General features: G+C 37.0%; 12 protein-coding genes. 7 read left to right on the top strand and 5 right to left on the bottom strand.

Going from position 1 to position 11,135, the window contains the following annotated elements; genetic code table 11:
* Nucleotides 1-819: 819 nt before the first annotated feature.
* The 3 genes from HNR27_RS16045 to HNR27_RS16035 all read left to right on the top strand — a co-directional run bounded on the left by HNR27_RS16045 (nucleotide 820) and on the right by HNR27_RS16035 (nucleotide 2,837).
* Nucleotides 820-1,428 (top strand): cadmium resistance transporter, encoded by a 609-nt coding sequence (locus HNR27_RS16045; RefSeq protein ID WP_429340493.1) that lies wholly within the window; start codon nucleotides 820-822, stop codon nucleotides 1,426-1,428.
* Nucleotides 1,429-1,504: 76 nt separating this feature from the next.
* A complete protein-coding gene (locus HNR27_RS16040) occupies nucleotides 1,505-2,566 on the top strand; it encodes a permease (protein WP_429340492.1) in 1,062 nt (353 codons plus the stop codon).
* Between the two features lie 82 nt (nucleotides 2,567-2,648).
* The gene (locus tag HNR27_RS16035) at nucleotides 2,649-2,837 is read left to right on the top strand and encodes a DUF2187 family protein (protein WP_212921406.1); all 189 of its coding nucleotides are present in this window, start codon (nucleotides 2,649-2,651) and stop codon (nucleotides 2,835-2,837) included.
* Between the two features lie 94 nt (nucleotides 2,838-2,931).
* Here HNR27_RS16035 and HNR27_RS16030 read toward each other — a convergent pair whose 3' ends face one another.
* A complete protein-coding gene (locus HNR27_RS16030; RefSeq protein WP_212921405.1) occupies nucleotides 2,932-3,123 on the bottom strand; it encodes a YbxH family protein in 192 nt (63 codons plus the stop codon).
* 115 nt (nucleotides 3,124-3,238) lie between these two features.
* On the opposite strand from HNR27_RS16030, the gene HNR27_RS16025 reads away from it, so the two are divergent.
* The 3 genes from HNR27_RS16025 to HNR27_RS16015 all read left to right on the top strand — a co-directional run bounded on the left by HNR27_RS16025 (nucleotide 3,239) and on the right by HNR27_RS16015 (nucleotide 6,796).
* On the top strand, nucleotides 3,239-5,272 hold the full coding sequence (locus tag HNR27_RS16025) for a catalase (RefSeq protein WP_429340491.1): 2,034 nt from the start codon (nucleotides 3,239-3,241) through the stop codon (nucleotides 5,270-5,272).
* 225 nt (nucleotides 5,273-5,497) lie between these two features.
* Nucleotides 5,498-6,232: a sulfite exporter TauE/SafE family protein gene (locus tag HNR27_RS16020; protein ID WP_429340490.1), complete on the top strand. Its 735-nt coding sequence runs from the start codon at nucleotides 5,498-5,500 to the stop codon at nucleotides 6,230-6,232.
* A 144-nt stretch (nucleotides 6,233-6,376) separates the two neighbouring features.
* Nucleotides 6,377-6,796 carry a MarR family winged helix-turn-helix transcriptional regulator gene (locus tag HNR27_RS16015; RefSeq protein WP_429340489.1) on the top strand — a complete coding sequence of 140 codons (420 nt, stop codon included), beginning with the start codon at nucleotides 6,377-6,379 and terminating at the stop codon, nucleotides 6,794-6,796.
* 355 nt (nucleotides 6,797-7,151) lie between these two features.
* Here the strand turns inward: HNR27_RS16015 and HNR27_RS16010 are convergent, their stop codons facing one another.
* From HNR27_RS16010 to HNR27_RS16000, 3 genes are all read right to left on the bottom strand, one after another.
* Nucleotides 7,152-8,750: an amidohydrolase gene (locus HNR27_RS16010; protein ID WP_429340488.1), complete on the bottom strand. Its 1,599-nt coding sequence runs from the start codon at nucleotides 8,748-8,750 to the stop codon at nucleotides 7,152-7,154.
* 102 nt (nucleotides 8,751-8,852) lie between these two features.
* Nucleotides 8,853-9,077, bottom strand: a complete 225-nt coding sequence (locus tag HNR27_RS16005) for a DUF2500 domain-containing protein (protein WP_429340487.1) — start codon at nucleotides 9,075-9,077, stop codon at nucleotides 8,853-8,855.
* On the bottom strand, nucleotides 9,007-9,234 hold the full coding sequence (locus HNR27_RS16000; protein WP_429340497.1) for a DUF2500 domain-containing protein: 228 nt from the start codon (nucleotides 9,232-9,234) through the stop codon (nucleotides 9,007-9,009). The genes HNR27_RS16005 and HNR27_RS16000 overlap by 71 nt, the downstream gene beginning before the upstream one ends.
* Nucleotides 9,235-9,426: 192 nt before the next feature.
* Between HNR27_RS16000 and HNR27_RS15995 the strand changes: the two genes are divergently transcribed.
* Nucleotides 9,427-10,134: a DUF421 domain-containing protein gene (locus tag HNR27_RS15995; protein WP_429340486.1), complete on the top strand. Its 708-nt coding sequence runs from the start codon at nucleotides 9,427-9,429 to the stop codon at nucleotides 10,132-10,134.
* 67 nt (nucleotides 10,135-10,201) lie between these two features.
* On the opposite strand, the gene pdxS is transcribed toward HNR27_RS15995, so the two are convergent.
* A complete protein-coding gene (gene pdxS, locus HNR27_RS15990; protein WP_212921399.1) occupies nucleotides 10,202-11,080 on the bottom strand; it encodes a pyridoxal 5'-phosphate synthase lyase subunit PdxS in 879 nt (292 codons plus the stop codon).
* Nucleotides 11,081-11,135: the final 55 nt, after the last annotated feature.

The following is an 11,135-nucleotide window of genomic DNA, read 5'->3' as shown; positions in this document are numbered from 1 at the left end:
AAAACAAACCAAAAAAAATGGTTCCAAGCACCAGTTTTTAGATGATTGGAACCATTTCTATTTATTTTTGGCTAGTTATGTCCCAGCCTCATTTTTTTATTTTTATATAGAATTAAGTGATTTGAGGTAGTTATCTCATTTTGAATAGTGCAAGGAAGTGGAGTATAGATGCCTACAAAATTTATTTTGAGTACTTTTATATAAGGAATTATATTCTAAACATCATTTCGAAAGTAAATTAGGTTTAAAATGAATCATAGAAGAGCTCTAAACGTCATTTCGAAAGTAAATTAGGTTTAAAATGAATCATAGAAGAGCTCTAAACGTCATTTCGAAAGTAAATTAGGATTAAAATGAATCATAGAAGAGCTCTAAACGTCATTTCGAAAGTAAATTGGGATTAAAATGAACCATAGAAGAGCGCTAAGCGTCATTTCGAAAGTAAATTGGGATTAAAATGAATCATAGAAGAGCCCTAAGCATCATTTCGAAAGTTAATTAGGTTTAAAATGAATCATAGAAGAGCTCTAAACGTCATTTCGAAAGTAAATTAGGATTAAAATGAATCATAGAAGAGCTCTAAACGTCATTTCGAAAGTAAATTAGGATTAAAATGAATCATAGAAGATTCCTAAACATCATTTCCCAATTTGAATAGGTTTAACTTGATATAAATATAAATACTTCATAAATTCTCCTTTTCTAAATGACCATTAATTCTATCGATTCCTATTTCCGCCAACTAAATACATGGTCTATTGCAACATAGACAGGCTTATACTCTTAGTACAGGATTAGTTTATTGGGGGAGATTTGCTAATGGCTACTGTAATTACGATGATTATTACATTTATTGCAACTGGAATGGATGAAATGCTAATTTTAATAGTATTATTTGCACATGCTAGGAACCATAAGCAAATCAGACAAGTCTATATTGGTCAGCAGATAGGGATGACATTTGTCCTTCTAATAGCTGTTGTAGTGGTTTATTGGATATCTTTTATTACGGAAGAATGGACAGGCCTCCTTGGTTTCTTGCCAATAATTATTGGAGTCATGGAATTGTTTGAACGGGATGACGAGGATGAGGAATCTTCTACCGCTCTCCAAAAAACGGCTATATTCAGTAATTTAACTGTAAGGGTCGCAATTATTGCAATTGCTGGTGGGGCAGAGGAGCTAGCGATATTTATTCCATATTTTACTTCCTTGAATGTGAGAGAAGTGCTAATTGCTATCCTTACCTTTATACTTCTGGTGCCAATATGGAGTGCTATTTGTCATATACTAGGTTCTGTGAAACAAATATATACCTTTGTAGGACGATTTCAGCGTTTCATTATACCTATGATTTTTATTGGTATAGGAGTAAAAGTGCTTTTGGAAAGTGATGCTATTGAAACGTTATTAGATTTATTTTTATAAGGTTACTTGGATGCCAATCGGAATTATACATTAGTAGGCAAATTAGTAGTATAATAATCCATTGGAGGTAATAAAAATGACTCAAACATCTCATTCTTTTTCATCAAATGCGGGTCATAAGAAGACTTGGATTTATGCACTTTTATTTATTTTAATCACGGCTATTGGATTAGCATATGTAAAGTGGGTACCTTATTTTCATAAAGCAGATTTAGCAAGGGCAACCCATTCTATTGGTGAGTCAATACTAGGCGATAAACCGGTGCCTGTTTCATGGCAAAGTGCGTGGGAATATGCAGTCATCTATTTTAAATCGGTATGGCAAGCTGCGGTTCTAGGTATACTACTTGGTTCCTTGTTACAGGTCTTACTGCCGACCAATTGGTTAATAAAAGTTCTTGGTAAGACAAGCTTTGGTAGTACTGCAGTTGGTGGACTAGCTGCTTTGCCAGGAATGATGTGCACCTGCTGTGCGGCACCAGTTGCTATTGGTTTACGAAAGAAGAGGGTTTCGGTCGGTGCAAGCCTTGCATTTTGGTTGGGTAACCCAACCCTTAATCCTGCTACATTAGTTTTTATGACGTTTGTCCTTTCCTGGAAATTTACTTTACTTCGTGTAATTTTCGGCCTATTCATTGTCTTTGGAGTAAGCTATTTAGCCAATCGCTTTGCACCAAAGGTTGATTCAGATGAACTTAATAAAATGATGGAAGATGCAAAGCAAGAGGAGTCTGAACCGTTCCTATTCAGATGGATAAAATCGATGGGAATGATGATAATCTATATCGTTCCAGCATATTTACTATCCGTGTTGGTTTTAGGAGCAGCTCGTGCATGGCTATTTCCTACCATTGGCATTGAAATGGCAAATGGCGTGATCGCGGTTGTTCTTTTTGCTATTGCAGGTATGCTTTTTGTTATTCCAACTGCTGCTGAAATACCAATTATACAGACATTTATGGCATTTGGATTAGGTGGTGGCCCAGCCGCAGCATTACTAGTAACATTACCAGCTATTAGTTTGCCTTCGATGATCATGGTTGGTAAATCGTTTCCGAAAAAGGTATTATTATTTGTTGCTGGTTCAGTGGTCGTAATCGGATTCTTATGTGGATTAGTGGGGATGTATATCCTTTAATAATGGTCTGTAGTTGAATTTGAAAATACCGTATGAGTAATACTATGAGCAAGGATAACAAGTTTTAAAAGGAGTAATCATAATGACAAATTCTACACAAGCAAATGTTGAAGACACAATAGAAATAGTAAATGGAGAACATAAAGGAAAGAAAGGAAAAGTCCTTATTGTTCGAGAAAATTCTGTAATCGTCGAGATAGGCCATAATAAGGTCAGAGACGAGCCAATTAAAACAGTCGTTAATCATAAAAATTATAAAGTAGTTAAGTAAGAAAAAGCCTACCATATGGGTATTGCCCCCTAAAAAGTTAGATTTAACCATAACTTTTTGGGGCTACTACCATGAAGGTAGGCTTTTCTTTATTTTATAAACCTCTTTCCTGACAATATTCATCCACAAGCTCTTCAATTTTATCGACCAATGGATATTTCCCTGAAAAAGAAAATTTTATCTCTTCTATAAACTCCCCTTGGTGGTATACATGAATGGCACCATTTTGTTCAATCACACTAAATTCTGGCTCAAACCGATAACCGCTACGTTCAATTGCACCCATAAAAAACAACTCCTCATTAAGATATACTTTTAGTAATTCTCAATCGCATCCTTTTCAATTCAGAAGGATATTTATGTGGTTACCTACATATCTATGAATGGGGAGGTGTATATAGATGACAGATAAAAGGAACAACGATGAAAAAGACCAGCAGCTGGAAATATTTCGGGTGACAGACAAGGGAAAGGATATGACGACGAATCAAGGCGTTAAGATATCGGAGGATGAGCTTTCCTTAACAGCAGGTGTTCGAGGTCCAACGCTGATGGAAGACTTTCATTTTCGGGAAAAAATGACTCACTTTGATCATGAAAGAATTCCAGAAAGAGTGGTACATGCCCGTGGTTTTGCTGCACATGGTGAGTTTCAATTATATGAGAACATGGAGAGATACACAAAAGCGAAGATATTTACGGATACCTCTAGAAAAGTACCTGTTTTTGTACGATTTTCTACAGTTAATGGTTCGAGAGGATCTGCAGACACCGCAAGAGATGCCAGGGGTTTCGCTACAAAATTTTATACAGAAGAGGGGAATTATGACCTTGTAGCAAATAATATACCAGTCTTCTTTATCCAAGATGGAATTAAATTTCCAGATGTCGTCCATTCCTTCAAACCAGAACCCCATATTGATACCCCTCAAGCATCTACTGCACATGATAACTTTTGGGACTTTGTTGCCAATAATCCAGAAAATGCTCATATGGTTATGTGGATTATGTCAGACCGAGCTATACCAAGAAGCTTCCGTATGATGGAGGGCTTTGGCGTCAATACATTCCGATTGGTTAATCAACAAGGGGAGGCGTTTTTTGTTAAGTTCCATTGGAAGCCAAAGCTCGGTACACATTCACTTATTTGGGAGGAGTCGCAAAAGCTAATGGGAGTTGACCCAGATTTTCATCGGCATGATTTATGGGAAGCCATAGAACGGGGGGATTATCCCGAATATGAGCTAGGGATTCAAATTTTAAATGAGGAAGATGAGTTTAAATTTGATTTTGACATATTAGATGCAACCAAGCTATGGCCAGAAGAAGAGGTTCCAGTTAAGATAATAGGAAAAATGACCTTAACGAGAAATGTTGATAACTTCTTTGCAGAAACGGAACAAGTTGCCTTTCATCCAGGCAATGTTGTCCCGGGTATTGATTTTACGAATGATCCGCTGTTACAAGCTAGGCTTTTTTCGTATATAGATACACAGTTAATCCGACTTGGCGGTCCAAACTTTCATGAGCTTCCAATCAACAGACCAATCCGCCAGTTCTATAATAATCAACGAGATGGATATGGCAGAAAGACGATTAATGTCGGTCGGGTAAATTTTCATCGTAATTCATTAGCTGGCAATACGCCATCACCGGTTCCTCCTGAGGAAGGGGGATATGCGCATTATGAGGAGAAGGTCGAAGGAAGAAAAATTCGTGCAAGAAGTACTAGCTTTACGGACCACTTCTCTCAGGCTACTATGTTTTGGAATAGTATGAGTGACCCTGAGAAAAAGCATATTATTGACGCATTTAGCTTTGAGCTTGGGAAGGTGAAAAGTATATCTGTAAGGCAACAGAATGTGGATCTATTTGCAAATGTGAATCTGGAAATGGCGCGAATTATTGCTAAAAATATTGGTGTAAAAGAGCCTGTTAGCGGTGGGTCAACAGTTACTAAGTCGTCTCCTGCATTAAGTCAATTAAATACGGTAAAGAGTGCGAGAACACGAAAGGTAGCAGTTATTATAACGAACGGGTTTAATGGGCCTTTCGTGAAAGCAGTTCTTGATAGTTGGAGAACAGAAGGACTAGTTCCTGAAATCATTAGTGAAGATCTTGGGCCAGTTCATGGAACAAATGGAGTTATTCTTAATGCTACACAAAATGTATATACTGCTGATTCGGTGCTGTATGATGCTGTGTACATGGTAAGAGGTAGTAGCAAGGATATGGAATTCAATCGTAAAGTGGCACATTTTCTTGATGAAGCATTTCGACATAAGAAGACACTTGGAGCAACTGGGGAAGGAAGACAGTGGTTGGAACTGAATCAATATACGAATAAATCTGGAGTTATTTCTAGTGATAATGCTTCAGAATTTGCCAAACAATTTGTAGAAGCTGTCCGTCAGCATCGTCACTGGTATCGGTAAGTGAAAAAGGGGAAATACGTGCGAATAATACAATAGGCAATTGGAAGGGGATTGAAATATAAATTAATTTAGTGTCTGCATCTAAGCGCTTGGAAATATCCAGGCGCTTTTTAAATTTGAAGATAGTAGTGCATATGTATAATTTTTAGTTATCATTTTATATACAAATATAGTATTATTTCTTATCGAAAAATACAGCTATACTGAATACAGGGGGTGTTCAGTATGGAGTATATTATCATCTTTTTTACAGGTATTATTTCCACTACATTAGGTACTATAGCGGGTGGTGGTGGATTAATTAGTCTACCAACAATGTTAGTCTTAGGTATTCCAGTTCATTCTGCAATAGGAGCAAATAAGGTTTCAAATACGGTTAGTTCTTTTTCTAGTTTTATTCACTTGTTAAGACAAAAGAAAATAAATATGAAAGAATGCTATTGGATGATTCCGATTAGTCTACTAGGAGGATGGAGTGGAGGCTATATAGCGTCATTGATCTCTGCTGATTATCTATACATCATCGCAGTAATATTACTCTTGTTTGCTTTTGTTACATCACTGATTGGAAAACGGGATTTTACTGGTGAGAATGAACTAAGACCATCTAAAATAAGCATTCCTGGTCTATATAGTATTGGGATATATGATGGGTTATTCGGTCCTGGTCAAGGGACGCTGATGTTTTATCTGTTTGGATATTTGAAGGTGGATTATATCCGGGCTGTAGCCTATGTGAGGCTTGCTACGTTTTCGAGCTGTATAGGTGCAGCTATCATGTATATCTCTGCGGGGAAAATTATCTGGGGGTTAACGATTACTTTACTTTGTGGATCCGTTATAGGGGCACAGATTGGTGTACGGCTTGCTGAAAAGTTAAATCCTGTCTATATCAAACCAATATTAAGAGCTGTGACTTTAGCAATTATTATTCAAGTAGTTGTGGAGAACATGCGGTAAAGTAAAAGATTAGTTCATGGTATCTTAGTACAGATTTAATCAACCTCAAGACGGTTTTAAAAGGAGTAAATAGCATTATAATTAACACTAAGCGGTAGCAGTAAATAAAATTGTTTTATTTAAACCATTGATGGAGGGATAATCATGCATAAAGGTGGAAAACCAATTGGTTATTGGTTAAGAGAAGCAGATAAATCGATTTCAGCTATGGTTAACCAAAAATTAGAAAAATACAACGTAACAAGATCTCACTGGCAGGTGTTAAATACAGTATATGAAAGGGACAGAATCTCAAAAGAGGATTTACTAAATTTATTAAGTCATTTTATTGATGATTCTATGCTTAACGAAATTATTACCCATTTTATTCGGCAAAATTGGGTTATCGAATTGAATGCTCCAGAGACTTTAATTTCAATGACGAAAGAAGGAAAGGAAGTTTTTCATGATATTTTTTCCACACAACAAAAAACTAGAATGCAATTATTTGAGGGGGTTTCAGAAGAGGAATATGAAATAACTATCAACGTACTCAAAAGGATAATTGAGAATGCTAAACGTTAATAAAAACATTATCCCCTTTTACCATTATGCACCTTGATTTAAATAAGAATGGACAAAAAGGGGGTGGGACAGACAAGCAATTAATTGTTCGTCTTTAAATAACATTGTTTAGTTATGTCCCTTCCACTTCGTGAGTTGTTTTTCTAGCAAGAAATGTATTATGAATCTATAATCCTATTTCTACATTTTCAACTGGTATATGAATCGTTAATCTAAGTAGGGCATGAATTGGATTATAGCGTAAAGAGTCCACACTTTTTGGTGCACCACCTCAACAGTGAAAGTGAAATTTTATCCTTTGGTACGCACAATCCTTTAGTGTGGACTTTTTTTCGCTTATGTTAATGTTAAACCTTTATTTTTCAAATACTACACGACCATCAACCATTGTAAAAATAACAGAGGCATCTTTTATTTCCTCTGCAGGTATGGAAAATAAATCTCGATCTAACACAATGATGTCCGCCAATTTACCAGCTTCAATTGTACCTAGCTCCTGTTCGCGAAACGATCCGTATGCAGGGGCATAAGTATATGCCTTTAATGCCTCATCCAATGTAATTGTCTCATCTGGATGCCATATCACTTGTTCATCGTCCAAGCGGGTGACAGCACGATATATAGCAGAGAGAGGATTTAAGCCAACTACCGGATAGTCACTTCCGTATACCAAAGTGGCACCATTGTCCTGAAGCGTTTTCTGAAGCATATATCGCTGCATCCGTTCTTCTCCAATTAGATCCTGGAAGACTTCGTAGGATGAACCATTAATATGCTCTGGTTGAATAGAAGCTAATACTCCTAATTCATTAAATCGGGGTATATCTTCCTCTAGAATCATTTCGATATGCTCAATGGAGTGTCTGGAATCTCTCTTCCCATTTTGTTTCTCTGCCTCTTCAAATGTGTCTAAAGCAAGTCTTACCGCCTTATCACCTATACAATGGAAGCGAACTCTGAATTTTTCCTTATCGGCTTCTAGCGTCCATTTTTTTATTAGTTCCTCGGGATACACTGTTCCACCAATGGTTTCTGTTTTATTTGTGTAAGGCTTTTCTAAATAAGCTGTGTAGCTAGTTATCACGCCATCGATAAATTGTTTAAAACCAGTAAACTGCACCATGTTGGAGTGATATGCTGCTCGTAGGCGTTTTGCTTCTTCGATGTTGCCATTTAACGGTGCAACGAAGTGAATCCTGGCAGTCAGTTTATTCCTTTGTTCAAAATCTGCATATATCTCAGCTTCTTCCGTGCTCATTTCAGGGAGCCTGAGAAGGTCATGGGCCGATGTAATACCATATTGATTGGCTTCCTTTAAAAATTGTTCAAGTAATTGCTCTTTATAAGCTAAATCCATTGGCATAGCTTTAGTTGCTAGACCAACAGCGTGCTCTAATAATAACCCTGTTGGCTCACCATTTTCGTCTTTTATGACCTCGCCAAAATCAGGGTTGACAGTATCACGAGTAATATCTGCCAATTGAAGCATTGCACTGTTTACCCAAGCACTATGAAATTCTGCTTGATATAGCAGTACAGGTCTATCAGAAACTACCTCATCTAGATAACTTCTATGTACTTCCTCTTTTTCTATCCAAGTATTATCATCCCAGCCACTACCAAGAATAAAAGGGACTTCAGGATGCTCATCAGCATATTTTTGAACTAAATGGGCTACCTCTATAGCAGACTTTGCATTCGTTAGATTAACACTATTGGACAACATACTTCCTAATAATAAATGAATATGAAAGTCATGGAAGCCAGGCATGATGAGTTTATCGCCAAATTCATAGACGGTACAATTTGTATTTTTATATTGGTCAATGGCATCCTTATTTACTACATCAATAATCTTATTTTGTGCGATTAGAATAGCTGCTGGTACAGGCTCTGTTGAGGTGCCTGTAAAAATTCTGTTACCCGTGATAATGATTTCAGGTGAATGTGTCATATTTTTCTATTCTCCTTTAAATGGATTCCTTCCACGTATCATTTTAACATTTTATTTGAACTTGTAAATCTGCTCATTTAAGCATTGGAAACAGGTATTAACCTAAGTTCTGTCTCTCTCAAAACCCAAAAATCGAGTGCCTCGGAAGGTGAGTTTTCCCTGATCATAATTAGCAATTTGAGAATAATCCCTAGCTGTGATGTAAAACTCTTGGCGATCTCCACTCTCAAATTCAAATGTTGCATAATAAGAGGTGCTAGAGTGATGATGGTGGTCGTTTGAATGAGGTATGTGCGTGACATTGGTTCGTTTGCTTGTTAGTAGCAAATACAGTTAATGTAGGAGAATTCTCGTTTTTTCTCCACTGGGATATTCCCTTAACAGCAGTCATCAAGAATGCTCCGATAACAATAATGAAAATAATAGTAAAAAATATCGGAAAGAAATCAAACGTATTCAAATCTGAATCGAATGAATAATTCATTTCAATACCCCCGATTAAAAGAAGTTATAAATAAAATACGTTTCTATAAAGGAAAAGTTTCAGCCTACTTGAAGGGGAAAGAAGCTATGGAATCTTGGGTGAATTATACCAATGAATATGTAGCTTTCTAAATTCATGATTATGTTTCAAAGGGTAAGAATAAAGCTTGATAGGATATTGGGAGGTATTGGAATGATTGAGGAATTAAATGTTGTCGAGATATTACTGCGTACAACATTCTCTTTTATTGTCTTGCTACTGATGGCACGATTAATGGGGAGAAAACAGCTTAGCCAGTTAACTTTCTTTAATTATATCACTGGTATTACACTGGGCTCTATTGCTGCCGAAATTGCCAGTAAGACACATACAGTTTTTCTGAATGGGTTAACTAGTATCATTTGGTGGTCATTATTAACGATACTCATCAGTTATATTGGTATGAAGTCTGCAAGAGCAAGAGTTCTTTTAGATGGAGAGCCTGTAGTGGTAATAAAGGAGGGAAAAATATTAGAGAATGAATTACGCAAGCTACATTTAAATATGGATGACTTAAGCATGTTATTACGGGAAAAGGATGTTTTTTCAACACAGGAAGTTGAATTTGCCGTATTTGAGCCACATGGAGAACTTAGTATTATGCTAAAGGAAGAAAAACAGCCAGTTACGAGGCAGGACCAGAAATTATTTACGGTAAAGCCAAAATTTATTCCAATGGAGGTAGTGGTGGATGGGAAGGTGGTTCAGAAGAACTTACAAGAAGCTGGTCTGTCTCTAGATTGGCTAAGAAATCAATTAACAGCTTCAAATATTGATTTAAGCGATGTATTTTATATAGAGCTTCAAAAAGATGGTTCATTATACATTGACCTAAGAAACGACAATTTAAGAAATAACTAGAGCATACCAGCCAGCTAGAGAATTCAACAAATTCATCTGTCTGGTATGCTATTTTTCTTATGGTCGATTACCAACCACGATTTTGCATTCTATCCTCTTGGCTAAGCTTGGAAATTTCTATCCCTTTCATTGGACTTCCTAGCTCTTTAGATAGTTTACCAATTAGATCATAATCCTTGTAGTTAGCCGTCGCCTGAACAATAGACCTTGCGAATTTTTCAGGGTTTTCCGATTTGAAGATACCTGAACCAACAAAAACACCGTCAGCACCTAGCTCCATCATTAAGGCAGCATCTGCTGGGGTTGCTACCCCTCCTGCAGCATAATTCATGACTGGTAAGCTTCCATGTTCTTTAATTTGTTTTAAGATTTCAAATGGTGCACCTAATATTTTTGCTTCTGTCATTAACTCATCCTCATTCATATGGATAAGCTTGCGAACCTGTGCCTGCACCTTTCGCATATGTCTCACAGCTTCAACTATGTTACCTGTACCAGGTTCCCCTTTGGTTCGAAGCATGGTCGCTCCCTCACCAATTCTTCTTGCTGCTTCACCAAGGTCACGACATCCGCAAACAAATGGTACCGTAAAATCGCTTTTTAAAATGTGGAATTCCTCGTCAGCTGGTGTTAGTACTTCACTTTCGTCAATATAGTCAATTCCGATTGCTTCTAGTACTTTTGCTTCTACGATATGACCTATCCGGGCTTTTGCCATAACGGGGATTTTAACTGCATCGATAACCTCTTCAATGATACGTGGATCTGCCATTCTAGCAACACCACCCGCTGCACGGATGTCAGAAGGAACACGTTCAAGAGCCATAACAGCTACCGCACCAGATGCTTCAGCTATTTTGGCTTGTTCTGCGTTAACAACGTCCATAATAACGCCACCTAATGGCATTTGTAGTTTTTCTTGTTTATTACTTAATAGCTTTCCCATATGAAACACTCCAATCATATTGATTTTGCAATATGGAATTTTATTTTATTATAGA

This window comes from Ornithinibacillus bavariensis (genome assembly GCF_050433565.1).
In the GTDB taxonomy this organism is placed as follows: Bacteria; Bacillota; Bacilli; order Bacillales; family Amphibacillaceae; genus Ornithinibacillus; species Ornithinibacillus bavariensis.
This window is presented reverse-complemented; position numbering and strand designations above follow the sequence as displayed.